Origin of the sequence: Pseudomonas indica NBRC 103045 (genome assembly GCF_002091635.1) — a bacterium.
GTDB classification, from domain to species: Bacteria; Pseudomonadota; Gammaproteobacteria; order Pseudomonadales; family Pseudomonadaceae; genus Pseudomonas_M; species Pseudomonas_M indica.
Genome location: NZ_BDAC01000001.1, coordinates 393,231 through 407,935, shown reverse-complemented (window position 1 = coordinate 407,935; position 14,705 = coordinate 393,231). Strand labels below are relative to the sequence as shown.

12 protein-coding genes are annotated in these 14,705 nt (G+C 66.5%); 4 read left to right on the top strand and 8 right to left on the bottom strand.

Annotated features, from left to right (window positions below; all coding sequences use genetic code 11):
• Positions 1–50: 50 nt before the first annotated feature.
• Genes PIN01S_RS01800 through PIN01S_RS01785 form a run of 4 tightly spaced genes read right to left on the bottom strand, consistent with a single transcriptional unit; the run spans position 51 to position 3,860 of the window.
• Positions 51–1,097, bottom strand: coding sequence for an ABC transporter substrate-binding protein (locus tag PIN01S_RS01800; protein WP_084333303.1), 1,047 nt, complete (start codon positions 1,095–1,097; stop codon positions 51–53).
• A gap of 20 nt (positions 1,098–1,117) precedes the next feature.
• Positions 1,118–1,906: an ABC transporter permease gene (locus PIN01S_RS01795; RefSeq protein WP_084333301.1), complete on the bottom strand. Its 789-nt coding sequence runs from the start codon at positions 1,904–1,906 to the stop codon at positions 1,118–1,120.
• Entirely contained in the window at positions 1,903–2,814 is a 912-nt protein-coding gene (locus tag PIN01S_RS01790) for an ABC transporter permease (RefSeq protein ID WP_084333299.1), read from the bottom strand. The genes PIN01S_RS01795 and PIN01S_RS01790 overlap by 4 nt, the downstream gene beginning before the upstream one ends.
• On the bottom strand, positions 2,811–3,860 hold the full coding sequence (locus tag PIN01S_RS01785; protein WP_084333297.1) for an ABC transporter ATP-binding protein: 1,050 nt from the start codon (positions 3,858–3,860) through the stop codon (positions 2,811–2,813). Before PIN01S_RS01785 ends, PIN01S_RS01790 begins: the two co-directional genes overlap by 4 nt.
• Positions 3,861–4,292: 432 nt before the next feature.
• Between PIN01S_RS01785 and PIN01S_RS01780 the strand changes: the two genes are divergently transcribed.
• From PIN01S_RS01780 to PIN01S_RS01765, 4 genes are read left to right on the top strand one after another with little or no spacing between them, the layout of a single operon-like run.
• The gene (locus tag PIN01S_RS01780) at positions 4,293–5,687 is read left to right on the top strand and encodes a TackOD1 domain-containing metal-binding protein (protein ID WP_084333295.1); all 1,395 of its coding nucleotides are present in this window, start codon (positions 4,293–4,295) and stop codon (positions 5,685–5,687) included.
• Entirely contained in the window at positions 5,687–7,015 is a 1,329-nt protein-coding gene (locus PIN01S_RS01775; protein WP_084333293.1) for a glycosyltransferase family 2 protein, read from the top strand. Before PIN01S_RS01780 ends, PIN01S_RS01775 begins: the two co-directional genes overlap by 1 nt.
• Positions 7,015–9,093: a TolC family protein gene (locus PIN01S_RS01770; protein WP_084333291.1), complete on the top strand. Its 2,079-nt coding sequence runs from the start codon at positions 7,015–7,017 to the stop codon at positions 9,091–9,093. Before PIN01S_RS01775 ends, PIN01S_RS01770 begins: the two co-directional genes overlap by 1 nt.
• 7 nt (positions 9,094–9,100) lie before the next feature.
• Positions 9,101–10,147 (top strand): HlyD family secretion protein, encoded by a 1,047-nt coding sequence (locus tag PIN01S_RS01765; protein WP_084333290.1) that lies wholly within the window; start codon positions 9,101–9,103, stop codon positions 10,145–10,147.
• Here PIN01S_RS01765 and PIN01S_RS01760 read toward each other — a convergent pair.
• From PIN01S_RS01760 to PIN01S_RS01745, 4 genes are read right to left on the bottom strand one after another with little or no spacing between them, the layout of a single operon-like run.
• Positions 10,131–11,177, bottom strand: coding sequence for a hydrolase (locus tag PIN01S_RS01760; protein WP_084333289.1), 1,047 nt, complete (start codon positions 11,175–11,177; stop codon positions 10,131–10,133). The genes PIN01S_RS01765 and PIN01S_RS01760 overlap by 17 nt on opposite strands.
• Positions 11,162–11,746 carry a 16S rRNA (guanine(966)-N(2))-methyltransferase RsmD gene (gene rsmD, locus PIN01S_RS01755; protein ID WP_084333288.1) on the bottom strand — a complete coding sequence of 195 codons (585 nt, stop codon included), beginning with the start codon at positions 11,744–11,746 and terminating at the stop codon, positions 11,162–11,164. Before rsmD ends, PIN01S_RS01760 begins: the two co-directional genes overlap by 16 nt.
• Complete coding sequence (locus tag PIN01S_RS01750) at positions 11,746–13,209, bottom strand: M16 family metallopeptidase (protein WP_084333287.1); 1,464 nt, start codon at positions 13,207–13,209, stop codon at positions 11,746–11,748. Before PIN01S_RS01750 ends, rsmD begins: the two co-directional genes overlap by 1 nt.
• Positions 13,202–14,557, bottom strand: coding sequence for a M16 family metallopeptidase (locus PIN01S_RS01745; RefSeq protein ID WP_084333286.1), 1,356 nt, complete (start codon positions 14,555–14,557; stop codon positions 13,202–13,204). The genes PIN01S_RS01750 and PIN01S_RS01745 overlap by 8 nt, the downstream gene beginning before the upstream one ends.
• Between the last annotated feature and the right edge of the window lie 148 nt (positions 14,558–14,705).

Below are 14,705 nucleotides of genomic sequence, written 5' to 3'. Positions count from 1 at the left end.
AGTCGGCTCGGGCGGCGCGTCGCAACGGGCCGCCTGTCGGGGCGTCGGGCTTATTTCTTCAGCTTGGTCCAGACCTTGGTGCGCAGGTTCAAGGCCTTGGGCGAGCAGAGCTGGAAGGGACGCAGGCGGTCGAGCTTGTCCTGTGGCGTGTTGATCGCCGGGTCGTCGAACAGCGCCTTGTCCATGAAATTTTCCGAGCCTTCCACCGCGTTGTTGTACTTGGCGAAGTTGGAGGCGGCGGCGATGTTTTCCGGCTGCAGCATCCAGTTGATGAAGACGTGGGCTTCCTCGACGTTGGCGGCGTCTTTGGGGATGGCGAAGTTGTCGATGAATACGTGCACGCCCTCCTTGGGATAGACGTACACCAGGCTGTCGCGCTGCTCATGGGCGCGGTGGAAGGCGCCGTTCCATTGCTGGTGCATCACTACCTCGCCGGCCGCCATGCGTTCGATGGTGCCGTCGCTGTTGTACATGGCCAGCATGGGTTTCTGTTTCAGCAGCAGGTCCTGGATCTTCTTCGCTTCCTTCGGGTCTTCGGTGCAGCGGTCGACGCCCAGGTAGAGCGCGGCGGGGATGTACAGGTCTTCGATGGAGTTGAGCGCCACCACTTGGCCTTTCAGCTCGGCCGGCGGTTCGAAGAAGGGTTTCCAGCTTTCTTCCAGAACGCCGCCCGGGACCTTGGCGCTGTCGTAGCTGTAGCCGGTGGTCCCCCAGAGGTAGGGCGCGCTGTAGTCATGGTCGGGGTCGAAGCGCAGGTCCTGGAAGTTCGCCTTGAGGTTCTTCAGGTTCGGCAGCTTGCTCTTGTCGAACTTCTGGAGCAGGCCGTCCGCCACCATGATTTCGATGAAGCTGTCCGAGGGCACCACCACGTCGTAGCTGCCGCCACCGGCCTTGAGCTTGGCCAGCAGAGTCTCGTTGGAGTCGTAGGCGTCCAGCGAGGCCTTGATGCCGGTGTCCGCCTCGAATTTCTTCAGCAGCTCGGGCGGGTAGTAATCCGACCAGTTGGCGAAGTGCAGGGTGCCGGCGGCATGGGCGGTGGCGCTGAGGCCCAGGCTCAGTAGCAGGGAAAGCGCGAGCGGGGTACGGCGTAAGGTCATGGCCAAGCTCCTTCTTGCGGTCAGCGTCGGCGTTGGCCGACGTAATAGGAAAGCGCGACGAACAGAATTGAAATCAGGAGGATGATCGAGGAAATCGCATTGATCTTCGGCGAGATGCCCATGCGGATGGCGCTGAAGATGTATACCGGCAGGGTGGTCGCGCCGGCCCCGGCGACAAAGTAGGTGATGACGAAGTCGTCCATGGAAATAATGAACGCCAGCATCGCCCCGGACAGGATGCCGGGCAGCAGCAGTGGGAAATCCACCCGCCAGAAGGCCCGCCAGGGCGAGGCGTACAGGTCGGCGGCGGCCTCAGCCAGGCGCGGGTCCATGCCCTGCAGGCGGGCGCGGATCGGCAGATAGGCGAAGGGAATGCAGAACACCACATGGGCGATGAGGATGGTGAACAGTGACAGCTTCAGGCCGATGAAAGAGAAGAACATCAGAGTCGCTACCGCCGTGACGATCTCCGGTATCAGCAAGGGCAGGCCGAGCACGCCTCCCATGAGCGTCTGTCCGCGGAACGTCCGGCCGTGCATGCCCAGCGCCGCCAAGGTGGCCAGGATAGTGGCGATCAGGGTGGCGAGGCTGGCGACGATCAGCGAGTTCTTCGCCGCGCGGACGATTTCCGGGTCGTTGGCCACCGCCGCATACCATTTCAGGCTGAAGCCGTTCCATAGCGTCGCCGATTGGCCGCCGTTGAAGCTCAGGGCTACCAGGACGACGATCGGCACATAAAGGAAGGCGAAGAACAACCAGGCGGTCGGCCGCACGCCGGTGAAGCGCCACAGGGGGTTGCGCCGGTTCATGCGTGGCCTTCCATGGCCGGCTGCCGGAAGCGCAGGTTGTAGGACAGCATCGCCAGCAGCACCAGGGCCAGCAGGACGAACGCCAGCGCCGCCCCCAGCGGCCAGTTGTGGGCGGTGCCGAACTGCAGTTGGATCAGGTTGCCGATCATCAGCGACTTACCGCCGCCAAGCAGCTCGGGAATGATGTAGTTGCCCAGCGAGGGGATGAAGACGAGCAGCGTGCCGGCGACGATGCCCGGCATCGCCAGCGGGACGATCACCCGTTGCAGCGCCTTGCGCCGGTTGGCGCCGAGGTCGAAGGCCGCCTCCACCAGGCGCCAGTCGAGCTTCTCCAGGCTGGTGTAGATCGGCAGCACCATGAACGGCAGGAAGCTGTAGAGCAGGCCGACGATCACCGCCGCGTCGCTGTAGAGGATGCCCAGGCTGCCGTCGAAGCCGAACAGCCCCAGGCCGCTGTCCACCAGCCCGCCGTTGCGCAGCAGCAGTATCCAGGCGTACACCCGCACCAGCAGGTTGGTCCAGAACGGCACCGTGACCAGGAACAGCAACAGGTTGCGGCGCTTCTCGTCCTGTAAAGCCAGGTACAGCGCGGTGGGAAAGCCGATCAGCAGGCAGCCGGCGGTGGTGAGCACCGAGAGCCACAAGGAGCGCTGGAAGATTTGCAGGTAGTCGGTATTGAACACCAGGCTGTCGTCGAGATCGCGCTCATAGAAGAAGCTGACATAGGCCTCGAACGAGTACTCGCCCCATTTCACGCCGCCGTAGTCGCCGCCCTGCAACACGGAGACCAGCAGCATGATGCCCAGCGGCACCAACAGGAACACCCCGAGCATGGCCATCGCCGGTGCGCTGAGCAGCAGTCGATGGCGTAACTGCCGTGCCTGCTGGCGCTGTTGCAACGTGCTCATTCGGCGAGTACCCGCAATGCCGCGGCCGGCACCTGGATTCTGACCCGCGCGCCGGGATGCAGCCCGTTTCCGGCGCCCTCGTCGTTCTGCCGGCGCACGCGAAAACCGCTCTGGCCGGCGACTTCCAATAGATAGATGGTGTCGGTGCCAAGGTAGACGATGTCCTCCAGGCGGCCTTCCAGATTGCCCTGGTCGCTCAGGCGGATGCGTTCCGGGCGGACTGCCAGGGTCAGCGGTCCGCTGGCCGGTTCGTTCAGGGCGAGGCACTGTCCATCGGCCAGGCGCAGGCCCTCCGGTGTCCCTTCGCCGGTAAGGAAGTTGGTCTCGCCGATGAAGTCGGCCACGGTGCGATTGACCGGCGCCTCGTAGATTGCGCTGGGCGTGCCGATCTGCAGGATGCGGCCCTTGCTCATCACCGCGATGCGGTCGGACATGGTCAGGGCTTCTTCCTGGTCATGAGTGACGAAGATGAAGGTGATGCCGGTGTCCGCCTGCAAACGCTTCAGCTCGATCTGCATCTCCTTGCGCAACTTGAGATCCAGGGCCGACAGCGATTCGTCGAGCAGCAGCACCTTCGGCCGATTGGCCAGGGCACGGGCCAGGGCGATGCGTTGCTGCTGGCCACCGGAAAGCTGATCGGCACGGCGCCGGCCGACGTCCGGCAGCTTCACCAGCTCCAGCATGGCGCTTACCGTGCGGTCGATCTCGGCCCGGCCAAGTCCGCGCATCTCCAGGCCGAAGGCGATGTTCTGCGCCACCGTCATGTGTGGGAACAGGGCATAACTCTGGAAGACGGTATTCACCGGGCGGCGGAACGGCGGCAGGTCCTGCATGGCTTCGCCGTACAGGCGGATGACGCCGGAGGTCGGCTGTTCGAAGCCGGCGATCAGCCTGAGGAGGGTGGTCTTGCCGCAGCCGGAAGGGCCGAGAAGGGTGAAGAATTCGTTGGCACGGATTTCCAGGGAGACATCGTCCAGGGCCTTCATCCCTTGCCCCGGCTCGCCGAATTCCATGCACAGATGCTCGATGCTGATTGCGCTCGACATGCTTATCGCAGGCTCTAACCGATTGTTCTTCTGGGGCTTCCCGCGTGCCCGTTCGCATCGATTCTGTCAGCGGTGCGTCACGGGCAGAACGATAGATGAGGACAAAAGGGGATAAATCCGGCCAAGTTGTGGAGCGATGCTGTGTGGCAGGTCAGCCCGTGTCGGCGAAATCGACCGGTATCGGTTGGTTGTCAGCGAGCATTGAGGGATGAGCTTCTAAACAACCCCGGTTTGCCCGCAGCCTGGATTTAGCGTTGAAAAAAACCGGATGGTCATAAGTCGATCCTGCCAGTCAGTGGCGGGACTGACACTTCAAGTGTAAAGGTGGTGTCAGTTGGCCATTATTCGCTCGGACCATAGTGCCACTACATGCTAGAGTCGCGCCCGATGTGATTCGCGCCACGCGTCGCAACTATCCGGTCGCCTCTGAACATGCCTTCTTCTTCTCCTCGCGTCGCCATTCTGGGGACGGCCGAGTCGAGCCTGTCTCTTTCGCCGCTCGACCGCTTCGGCGATCTCTCCGAACTGCTCGCCGCGCCCGCCTATGACGTCCTCCTGCTGGACCTGCCCGGCCCGCTCGCCGGCCAGGCGCTCCGTAGCCTGCGCCTGAGCGAAAGCTATCGCTTCAGCCTGATCTACTGCTGCCGCGACCAGGATGCCTGGTGCACCGCCCTGGGCGATGGCACGCCGCCGGTCGACCTGGGTGCGCTGACGCCGTTGTGGCGGTTGTGGAAGGAGCGTTTCGCCCTGTTCAACCGTGGGGCGGCGCCGGAGCGTTTCGAGACGCGCGTGCTGGCTTGGCTGTGGCTGCGTTCGCGGGGCGACATCCATGCCCTGCGCGATCCGCAGGTGCCGCAGCACTACCGCTACCCGCTGCTCGAGGCGCTGGCCATCGATGAGTCGGTGAATGCGTTCGTCTGGCTGCAACTGATGACCCAGCAGGGCCTGCTCGAAGAGGGCGAGCTGGTGGACCGCCTGCGCCTGTGCATCGACTGTGGCTCGGGCCGATTGAACTACGTGGATGTCTGCGCCGAGTGCCACTCCCTGGACATCGCGCGGCAGCCATCGCTGCATTGCTTCACCTGCGGCCACGTCGCGCCGCAGGAGCATTTCCTCAAGGACGGCCTGCTGCTCTGCCCGAACTGCCTGAGCCGGCTGCGCCACATCGGCAGCGACTACGACCGGCCGCTGGAAAACTACCGCTGCCGCGGTTGCCAGGCGTTCTTCGTCGATGCCGCCGTGGAGGCCCGCTGCCTGGACTGCGGCCAGGTGCACGAACCAGAGAAGCTGCGGGTGCGCGAAGTGCGGCATTTCCGCCTGGCCGAAGCCGGTCGGTTGCGCTGCCGGCAGGGCTTCGTCAGTGAGACGAGCCACAGCGAGCAGTTCGGCCGGCTCAACCTGCTGGGTGCGCGTACCTTCCGCGAAATGCTCGGCTGGCAGATCCAGATCGTTCGTCGTTACCGCGAGCCGGCGTTCTCCCTGCTCGGGCTGCGCTTCGTCAACCTGGCCAGCACCTTGGCCAAGCTTGGCGAACTGAGCGGCCACGCGCTGGTGGACAGCTTGGTGGAACGTTTGCAGGAAGCGGTACGCGAGACCGACCGCTTCACCCGCAGCAGCGAGGAACATCTCTGGCTGTTGCTGCCGAACACCGGTGCCGAAGGGCTCGCCAGTCTGCGCCAGCGGCTGGCCCGCGTGGCCGAGCTGCTGAAGACCTCGGAAGCCCGCGACATCGAGTTGCGTATGGTGGGCTTCAGTGCGCCGCAGGACCTGCTCGAACAGGAAGATGGCGAGCTGTTGCTGGCGCGGCTGGCGGGTGAGTTGGCCTGATGATCGGCTTCTTCGAACAGGCCCAGGCGCTGCTCGTCGACTTGTCCGGCCCGGATGGGCTGAGCCAGTTGTTCATGAGCCTGTTCCCGTTCTTCCTGCTGTTCGAGCTGCCGCTGAACGTGCTGGTGCTGCTCGGCGTGCTGCGCTGGTTCGCGCGTCGGCACAGCCGCACGCCCCAGCACAGCCTGTACCAGCCGCGGGTGTCGTGCATCATCACCTGCTACAGCGAAGGGCTGGACGTACAGAAGACCCTGCTCAGCCTGTGCGAGCAGACCTATCCGGGCCATATCGAGATGATCCCGGTGGTCGACGGCGCCACCGCCAACCAGACGACTCTGCGTGCGGTACGCGATTTCCGCCTGAATACCGATCTCTATCCGCGCCGGCAGCTGCGGCCGATTGCCAAGTGGCAGCGTGGCGGGCGGGTCTCGTCGCTGAACGCCGGCCTGGCCCATGCCACCGGCGAGATCGTCATGGCGCTGGATGGCGACACCTCGTTCGACAACAACATGGTCAGCGCCATGGTCCGCCATTTCGCCGACCCCGAGGTACCGGCGGTGGCCGGCAGCTTGCGCGTACGCAATGCCTGGGCGTCGCTGAGCACGGCAGTGCAGGCGCTGGAGTACCTGCTGTCGATCCACATGTCGAAGATCGGCCTCGGCGAGTGGAACCTGGTGAACAACGTGTCCGGGGCCTTCGGTGCGTTCCGACGCAGTTTCCTCGAACGCATCGGCGGCTGGGACACCCATACCGCCGAGGACCTCGACCTCACCCTGCGGATCAAGAGCTACTTCGGCCGCCGGCCGTTGCGCATTCCCTTCGAGCCGGAGGCCATCGGTCACACCGACGCGCCGGCGACCCTGCGCCAGTTTCTCCTGCAACGCCTGCGCTGGGATGGCGACCTGTTCTTCCTTTATATCCGCAAGCACAGCCACAGCATCACACCACGTCTGCTCGGCTGGCCGAATTTCCTGATGACCCTGGTCAGCGGCTTCTTCTTCCAGTTGGTGTTGCCGTTCATCATCCTCAGCTACAGCCTGGCGGCGCTGTTCCTGTTGCCGGGCTCGACCCTGCTGCTGTTGTTCGTGCTGGTCTACACGCTTTACCTGACGATCACCCTGCTGTTCTACCTGGCGATGCTTGTCATGGTCTCCGAACGCCCGCGCCAGGACCTGCGCCTGGCCCTGTTGGTGCCGATCTTTCCGCTGTTCATGCTGATGATGCGCTGCTGGAGCGCGGTGGCGATGCTCAACGAAGCGCTGCGCCGCGGCCATGAGGAAACCAGCATGGCGCCCTGGTGGGTTCTGAAGAAGGCTACGAAGTTCTGATGTTGCGTCTGTTGCTCCTACTATCCTGCCTGTTCAGCCTGCCCGCGATGGCGGCGCCGTTACCCCTGGCCGATCTGTTGAACGGGCTGGAGAACGACCCCGCCTGGCTCGCCGACCAGGCCGAGAGCGAGGCCTTGCGCGCCGAGCGCGAGCTGCGCGAGGACGAGGCGGGGTGGCAGCTTTTCGCCGGTACCAGCGCCGGGCATTACCGTGAGTTGGTGACCGACGATGTGCATGACGAGTACGACGGGCTCGACCTGGCGGTGGGTGTGCGCCACCCGCTGTTGGGCAGCCTGAAGCGCCAGGCCGATGCGGTACAGGCCAGCCAGCACGACATCCAGCGCCAGCAACTGCGCGCGGCCCTGCGCCGTGCCGAACAACGCCTGGCCCTGCGCGGCGCCTATGCCGACTGGTGGCGCGCCCAGCAGGAGCAGCGCTGGTGCGCGGCCCTGGCACCTGGGCTGACGGCGGCCGAGCGGCGTATCCAGCAGCGTCAGGCGGGCGGCTGGTTGCTGGCCTCCGAAGCGCAGTTGCAGCGCAGCCGCTGGCAGGAACTGGCCCGTCGCTGCGCGGAAACGGCACGGGTGACCGATGAAGTGCGCGTGGCCGTGGCGGCCTATGCCAGTGCTCCCGTGGAGACCGATGCCGAAGCGCTCGCCGAGCCGCTGGCCGACCGGCCGCAGGCGCAGGAGCGCTGGCTGGCCCTGCTCGAACGGCATCCCCGCCTGGCCGAGCGCCAGGACCGTCTGGCGCAGGCCGAACAGGGGCGCGAGAGCCCGTGGTATGCCGGAGTGGATTCCAGTTTCAGCCTCGCCCAAAGCGTCGAAGAGCGCAGCGGCGGCGGTGCCCCCGGTACCGGTCTGGTGGCCAGCCTCAACTTTTCCACGCCTTTCGACCTGCTCGGCAACGACCGGGCTCGGGAGCGTCTCGGCGAAGCGCGTTACCAGGCGGCTCTGCGCCAGGTGGACGTCGAGCGGCGGACCCTGGCGCGGGAGCTTGGCCGTACCCTGCGGGCCCAGCGGGCGGCGCTGTCGACCCTGACGCTGCGGCGCGAGCAATTCGAGGCGGCCCGGGCCGCCTGGCGCGAGCGGCGCGCCCGTGGCGAACGGGACCTCGAGCAGAGCGTGCTGCCCGAGCTTGTTGCCGAGCGGGAGTTCTACCTCAGTGGCTTCGCCCTGATCGCCGCCTGGCATGCCGCCTGGCTGCGCGAGGCGGAGCTGGGCGTATTCGGCAACGACGATGCCGCCTTCGCCGCGCTGCTCGGCGACAGCCGCCAACCGTGGGTCGCCCTGGATGCTGCCCGGGACAACAGGGTGTCGACGGATGCTGAGTGGAGCCAGGCCAGCTACCTGTGGGACAGCCACGCACTGCTCGATCCGAAGCGTCGCGCCGGGGAACTGCGCGCCTTGCGGCGGGCCGGGATGACGGCGATCTACCTCGGGCTCGACAAGGCGCAGGTGGATGCCCTGCCGGCCACCCGTGCCGCGTTGGGCGAGCTGTTGGCCGTGGCCGGGCGCGAGGGGCTGCGGGTCAGTCTGCTGCTGGGCGATCCCGCCTGGCTGAACGCCGGCCAGCGTGACGGACTAATCGCGCTGATCGAGCAACTGCGGAGCCTGCCATTCGCCAGCCTGCACCTCGATCTGGAAGTGGAGCAGCTCGGCTGGCCGGTGCCTACCAGCCGTCTGCAGGATTGGCTCGACACACTGAAGGCCGCTGCCCAGGTCAGTCCCTGGCCCCTGGAGCTGTCGAGCCATCCGCGCTGGTTCGCCGAGCCCGCTGCCGACCAGCCCTGTATACCCTGCGCGCTGCCCGGTCTGGGTGTGCGCAGCGTCAGCCTGATGATCTACACCCGCAATGCCGAGCGCAGTGGCGCCCTGGCCGAAGACATCGCCCTGCGCTGGCCAGCGGTGCGCTTCCGCCTGGCGCAGAGCGTCGAGCGCATGCTGCCGGCCGAGGAAAGCTGGGCCGGTGTGCCGGCGGTGGAATTGCGCCGGCAAGCCGAACGCTGGCGCACCCAGTTGCAGCCCGTCGGTGTCAGCGGCCTGGATTGGCAGACCTGGACCGATTTCCCCAAGTGACCGAGCCATGAAGATTCGTTTCGACAGCCGCAAAGAACACAACCCCACCCGGGAACAAGGCCTGGAGGTGCTCTATGCACCGGGCAAGCGCGTGGCCTTCCGGTTGCGCTGGTACCTGATTCTGTTTCTCGTCGCCAGCCCGTTGCTGTGGTTTGTCGGCAAGGTGCTGTACGGCTTCTGGCTGGTGGATGCCCCGGCCCAGCTGCGCATGCCGGTGGTGGAGCTTCGTGCCCGCGACGCCGGTGTGGTGACCCATCTCGATGTCCGGGCTGGTGACCGGGTGGAGGCGGGGCAGCGCCTGATCCAGTTGGACAATCCCGAATGGCGTGCGCGCATGGCGCAGCTCCAGGCGTTGCCGGCCGGGCTGGAGGCGTCGGCTCCGCAATCGATCGACGGCCATGAGCGGCAGGTGCTGAGCCGCCAGCTCGAACGCGCCCGTCAGCGCGTCGGCCAGGTACAGGCTTTGCTGGCGCAGGGCGCGGCGACCCGGGCCGAACTGATCGCCGCCGAAAGCGAACGCGACGCGCGGGAAAGCGATCTGCTGGCGTTCGACCGTCGCCAGCGCGAGCTGAGCCAGCGGCCTTACGGGGAGGCGCGCGACCTGCTCCAGCAGCATGCCGAGCAGGCCTGGCTGGAGTCCCGCCTGCAAGGTCTCGAATTGCACGCCAGTGCCCCCGGCCTAGTCGCCGAGGTGCTGGTCGGCGAAGGCGAGAACGTCGGCCCCGGCACCCTGCTGATGCGCCTGGAAGGCATGGGCGAGCCGGTGCTCTGGATCTACCTGGAGCCGCGTTATGGTCGCTATGCACAAGCGGGGCAGCCGCTGGAAGTCCGCATGCCGGACGGCAACTGGCTGAAGGCGCGGATTCTGCAACAGGCCGACCGCGCCGGGCGCCTGCCGAGCGACCTGCGCTCACCGTTTGCGGCGAGTCAGTTGGGCCTGTTGGTACCGGCAGCGCTGGAGGAACCGCTGCCGGAACGCTGGCGGGTCGACCAATTGCCCTTGCAGACCCGCTTCCCCAACGACTGGGCCGGCGTGTTCAGCGCCGGTCGTTGACCCTCGTCCGTAACCAGGCCGGGATGCGCCGTTCCAGATAATAGCCGGGCCGATTCGGCGGCCCTTCGACGAAGCCAACGTGACCGCCCTTGGCATGCAGCTCGAAACGGGTGCTGGCGGACAGCTCGCCGGGCTCCGGCAGGCTGTGGGGGAACACGAAGGGATCGTCGGCGGCCTGGATGATCAATGTCGGTACCTGGATGGCGCCGAGGAAGTAGCGGCTCGACGCGCGTCGGTAATAGTCCTGGGCATCCACATAGCCGTGCAGCGGCGCGGTGATGCGGCCATCGAAATCCCAGAAAGTGCGCATGCCGTCCAGCGGGCCGAGTTTCTCCAGCACCGACAGCCGGTCGGCCAGCCCCTGGTGGGCGAACAGGCGCTGTTTGTCCTTCACGTAGGCGACCATGGCGCGCATGAAGTGCGCCTGGTACACCCGCGAAAATCCCAGGCCGATGCGGTCGGCGCACTGATCCAGGCGGAACGGCACCGACACCGCTACCGCACCTTGCAGGGCGCAGTCCGCCCCGCTTTCACCCAGGTGCTTGAGCAGCACGTTGCCACCCAGCGAATAGCCCACCGCGAAGAGCGGCGCTAACGGCCGCTGGGCGCGCAGATGGGCGATGACCTCGGCGAGATCGTCGCTGGCACCGGAGTGATAGGCACGCGGCAACAGGTTCGGCTCGCCGGAACAGCCGCGCCAGTTCAACGCCACGCTGGCCCAGCCCTGGGCGGCCAGGGCCTGTTGCAGGCCGAGCACGTAGAGCGAGCTGGAGCAGCCGGTCAGGCCGTGCAGCACCAGAACCAGCGGCGCATCCGCCGAGTGCGGGCCATGCCAGTCGAGATCGAGGAAGTCGCCATCCGCCAGCCACAGCCGCTCCCGCGTCCGCTCGAGGCTCGGCGCCTGGCGGCAGAACGGTGACCAGAGCGTCTGCAGGTGCGGGCCGGGCAGCCACCAGGCGGGTTTGAACCCGCTGTCCGTGGCGCCGTGCCGGGGCGAGGAGAGCGGTAGCTGGCTCAGTCCCGTTGCCATAGCGCGTAATACACCTGGCCGGCCTTCTTTTCCCGGTGCAGGCGCCAGTTGGCCGGCAGGCCGAGGGAGGAGGGCTGGGCTTCGCTTTCGGTGTAGACCCAGGCGTCCTTGGCCAGCCAGCCGCGTGCTTCGAGCAGGGTACAGGTGGGGGCGAGGAGGTTCTGGTTGAACGGTGGGTCGAGGAACACCAGATCGAAAGGCGTCGGGCTCTGGTTTTCCAGGTAGCGCAGGGCGTCGCTTTGCAGGAGTTGCCCGGCGCCGCAGTTCAGGGTGTCCAGGTGCTGGCGCAGGCTGGCGATGGCCTCGGCGTTGAGGTCCAGCGCCAGGGCCTGGCTGGCGCCGCGCGACAGGGCTTCCAGGTAGAGCGCACCGCTACCGGCGAAAGGGTCCAGCACACGGGCGCCCTGGACATAAGGCGCGAGCCAGTTGAACAGGGTTTCCCGCACGCGGTCCGGCGTCGGCCGCAGGCCGGGGGCATCGGGGAAGGCGAAGCGCCGGCTGCGCCATTCGCCGCCGATGATGCGGAGCTGGCCCTGGCCGCCGTGCCGTTTCGCTGCTGGCTGTCGCATCAGTGCTCCGGAACCCCGATGGGTTCTTGTCTGGGTTTGTCGGTGGGCGGCGGCAGTTCCTTCTGTGCCATGGTCGGCCCGGCGGTGACGATGACGAAGGCGTCCGGGTCCAGGTGACGGGCCATGGCCGCCTTCACCTGTTCGACATCCATCGTCTGGGCCTTCTCCATGAAATCTTCCAGGTGGGTCAGCGGCAGGTCATAGAAGCCGATCGCACCGAGCTGGCCGACGATGTCGGCGTTGCTCGCGGTGGATAGCGGGTAGCTGCCGGCCAGTTCGCGCTTGGCGTCGTCCAGTTCCTTCTGCGTCGGGCCTTCGGCGAGGTAGCGGCGGACAATGTCCTGTACCAGCTTCAGGGTGCCTTCGCTCAGTTCGGCACGGGTTTGCAGGTTGATCATGAACGGACCGGCTACCTGCATGGGGCTGAAACCGGAATAGACGCCGTAGGTCAGCCCGCGCTTCTCCCGTACTTCTTCCATCAGGCGGGTGCCGAAACCGCCGCCGCCGAGGATCTGGTTGCCCAGGTAGAGCGCGACGTAGTCCGGGTCGCGCCGGTCGATGCCGAGCTGGGCCAGCATCAGGTGGGTCTGGTTGGACGGAAAGTCGATGTGGCCGAGCCCGGCCTTGGGCGCCTGCGGTTCCGCCACCTTCGGCAGCGCGGGACCAGCCGGCAGCGCCTTGGAGACTTGGGCGGCGATGGCCTCGGCTTCGCTGCGCGAGAGGTCGCCGACCAGGGCGATCACCACGTTGCCGGCGGCATAGGCCTTGGCATGGAAGGCGCGCAACTGGTCGATGCCGATGGCGGGGATCGACTGTTCGGTGCCTTCGCTGGGATGGGCGTAGGGGTGCTGGCCGTAGAGACGCTCGAACAGCGCCAGGCTGGCCAACTTGCCGGGGTTCTGCTTCTGGTATTCGAAGCCGGCCAGCAACTGGTTCTTGATGCGTGCCAGCGAGTCTTCCGGGAAGGTCGGCTTGCCCACCACCTGGGCGAACAGCGCCAGGGCCGGCTCGCGCTTGTCCTTCGCGCTCAGGCTGCGCAGCGAGGCCACCGCCATGTCGCGGTAGGCGCCGTTGCCGAATTCGGCGCCGAGGTTTTCGAAGCCTTCGGCAATGGCCGTGACATCCTTGCCCGCCACGCCCTCATTGAGCATGCCGTTGGTCAGGGTGGCCAGGCCGGGGGCGTCGCCGTCCTGGCTGCTGCCGGCGGCGAAGGTCAGGCGCAGGTCGAACATCGGCAGCTCACGGGCCTCGACGAACAGTACCTTGGCGCCTTCGGCGGTACGCCAGCTCTGGATATCCAGGCTGCGGTAGCCCGGAGCCTCCTTGGAAATGCTGGCAAGGGATTCGATACGGGGGGCGGCGGTGTCCGCGACGGCCGGGATGGCGGGCATCGCCAGGGCCGCGATCAGCAGGGGCAGGACGGGGCCGAACAGGCCGTGACGCTGGCCGGTACGCTCAGTCATGGCGGGCTTCCTCGGGCAGGATGTGGGCGACGCTCAGGCGCGAGCGGGTGAAATAGGTGCGGGCGGCGGCCTGGATATCGGCCGGGGTGACGGCCTTCAGGGCGTCCAGCTCTTCATCGATCAGCCGCCACGACAGACCGACGCTTTCCAGCTCGCCGATGGCGGTGGCCTGGCTGGTGATGGAGTCGCGTTCGTAGACCAGGCCGGCGATGACCTGGGCGCGCACGCGCTCCAGCTCGGCGGCGGAGGGTGAATTCTTCTTGAGGTCTTCGAGTTCGCGCCAGAGGCCGGCCTCCACGTCCGCCAGGGTCTTGCCCTTCTGCACGTTGGGCGTGGCGGACAGCACGAACAGGCTGTCGCCCCGGGTCGAGGCGTCGTACCAGGCGGAGGTGCCGCTCACCAGCTCTTCGCTGCGCTCCAGGCGCGACGGCAGGCGGGCGCTGTAGCCGCCATCGAGGAGGGAGGCGATCAGGCGCAGGGCATGGGCCTCCCGCGGGTTCCCGGCGGTGGTGAGGCTGGGCACATTGAAACCGAACAGCAGGCTCGGCAACTGAGTCTTGAGGTGCAGGGTGATGAGGCGTTCGCCGGGCTCGCTCAGCTCGCGCGGGATTTTCGCCGGCGGCACCTGGCGGCGCGGGATATCGCCGAAATAGCGCTGGGCGAGGGCTTTGACGTCCTTCTCGGTGACGTCGCCGACCACCACCAGGGTGGCGTTGTTCGGCGCGTACCAGCTTTCGTACCAGGCGCGTAGCTCCTCGACCGTCATGCGCTCGAGGTCGGCCATCCAGCCGATGGTGGGTGTGTGGTAGCCGCTGGCGGGGAAGGCCATGGCCTTGAAGCGCTCGTAGGCCAGCGAGTTGGGCTTGTCGTCGGTGCGCAGGCGACGTTCTTCCTTGATGACCTCGATCTCGCGGGCGAACTCGTCGGCCGGCAGGCGCAGGCTGGCGAGGCGATCGGCTTCCAGTTCGAAGGCCACGGGCAGGCGGTCGCGGGCCAGGACCTGGTAATAAGCGGTGTAGTCGTCGCTGGTGAAGGCGTTCTCCTCGGCACCGAGTTCGCGCAGGATGCGCGAGGCCTCGCCGGGGCCGAGCTTGCGGCTGCCCTTGAACATCATGTGTTCGAGGGCGTGGGACAGGCCGGTCTGGCCGGGCGTCTCGTAGCTGGAGCCGACCTTGTACCAGAGCTGGGACACCACCACCGGCGCGCGGTGGTCCTCGCGGACGATGACCTTAAGGCCGTTGTCCAGGGTGAATTCGTGGGTGGGTTGGGGATCGGCGGCCACTGCCAGCATCGGCAGTGAGAGAGCGCCGAACAGCAGGCCGGCGGCATGGCGGGCAATCGCATTCATGGATAAAGCTCTTTTCGGCGGCCCGGTGGACTTAGCGTCGGCGGGCGGGGAGGTGCTAGGATACTTGTCCGATTTCCTGGCGGCCACGTCTCGGGCCTGCTAAAGCTGCTGTGCTTGGCCATGCAGCGTTGAAAACCAGCACAAAACT

What these genes read in the sequence shown, in the direction of transcription:
- PIN01S_RS01790 (WP_084333299.1), bottom strand. Translation starts at nt 2,814, where the DNA reads ATGAGCACGTTGCAACAGCGCCAGCAGGCACGGCAGTTACGCCATCGA.
- PIN01S_RS01795 (WP_084333301.1), bottom strand. Translation starts at nt 1,906, where the DNA reads ATGAACCGGCGCAACCCCCTGTGGCGCTTCACCGGCGTGCGGCCGACC.
- PIN01S_RS01770 (WP_084333291.1), top strand. Translation starts at nt 7,015, where the DNA reads ATGTTGCGTCTGTTGCTCCTACTATCCTGCCTGTTCAGCCTGCCCGCG.
- PIN01S_RS01750 (WP_084333287.1), bottom strand. Translation starts at nt 13,209, where the DNA reads ATGACTGAGCGTACCGGCCAGCGTCACGGCCTGTTCGGCCCCGTCCTG.
- PIN01S_RS01760 (WP_084333289.1), bottom strand. Translation starts at nt 11,177, where the DNA reads ATGGCAACGGGACTGAGCCAGCTACCGCTCTCCTCGCCCCGGCACGGC.
- PIN01S_RS01775 (WP_084333293.1), top strand. Translation starts at nt 5,687, where the DNA reads ATGATCGGCTTCTTCGAACAGGCCCAGGCGCTGCTCGTCGACTTGTCC.
- rsmD (WP_084333288.1), bottom strand. Translation starts at nt 11,746, where the DNA reads ATGCGACAGCCAGCAGCGAAACGGCACGGCGGCCAGGGCCAGCTCCGC.
- PIN01S_RS01785 (WP_084333297.1), bottom strand. Translation starts at nt 3,860, where the DNA reads ATGTCGAGCGCAATCAGCATCGAGCATCTGTGCATGGAATTCGGCGAG.
- PIN01S_RS01765 (WP_084333290.1), top strand. Translation starts at nt 9,101, where the DNA reads ATGAAGATTCGTTTCGACAGCCGCAAAGAACACAACCCCACCCGGGAA.
- PIN01S_RS01780 (WP_084333295.1), top strand. Translation starts at nt 4,293, where the DNA reads ATGCCTTCTTCTTCTCCTCGCGTCGCCATTCTGGGGACGGCCGAGTCG.
- PIN01S_RS01800 (WP_084333303.1), bottom strand. Translation starts at nt 1,097, where the DNA reads ATGACCTTACGCCGTACCCCGCTCGCGCTTTCCCTGCTACTGAGCCTG.
- PIN01S_RS01745 (WP_084333286.1), bottom strand. Translation starts at nt 14,557, where the DNA reads ATGAATGCGATTGCCCGCCATGCCGCCGGCCTGCTGTTCGGCGCTCTC.